The organism is Vibrio sp. 704, assembly GCF_033339295.1.
In genome coordinates, this window is the sequence record NZ_JAWOUH010000357.1 from 1 (window position 1) to 761 (window position 761).

Genomic DNA, 761 nt, shown 5'->3' on the forward strand with positions numbered 1-761 from the left:
TGTTCAATATCGACCTTGTTATCCGCAAGCCACCAGGTCATTACCTGTAAGTTCTTAATCGGAATCTCGATGGTTTCACTAAAATTCGATGGAGAAAACTGCATGCCATTGTATTTGATGGTGTATTCATCATCCGGTTTCGAGTATTCCGGATTGTAGTTTCTCAGATAAAGACGCAAGTCATGGCTTGGGTTTTGCCCATTGCCCGCCTCTTCATAATGAAGCTTTAATCGGATGGTATGGTAATTAGAAAGATCGATGCCATGCGTTGGCTTCGCTACATCGGTATAAACCGAGATACCGCAATACGGCCAAGCATAACTGCTTTTTTTCAGCTCACAATTGAGTACCAAGCTTTGCGCATCATAGGTGATATCGGCCGTACTTAGCCCACCTTCGCTCGCATCTTTTGTCGCATAAATATTGAATTGTTCAGGTGTGATGACGAGCTTACGCGTGTCACCTAACACACTGTACAGAGCAACTAAACTGATCGTACAAATCGAAAGAGCGAAGATTAATTTGTGTATCCACTTCATAGGCAAGTGACCTGCTTAACTTATATACAACACAGTGTACTCAATGATATTTCGAACTTCAAATAAAGTCATTTATCAAGAAACAAAATTACTTTTGGCTTGAGTTCTTATTTCCGATACATGGTAACGCGTTTTGAACCGTTATCACGGTTTAAAATTGTCCAATTTGATGACTTACTTGTTATTTGCGAAGCAATTCACAACCACTCAAGAGAGGTACCA

At 40.5% G+C, this 761-nt stretch carries 1 pseudogene; it reads right to left on the reverse strand.

Going from position 1 to position 761, the window contains the following annotated elements:
* Positions 1–539: pseudogene (locus R7R24_RS26445) on the reverse strand (GGDEF domain-containing protein); the annotation flags it as partial.
* Positions 540–761 lie beyond the last annotated feature (222 nt).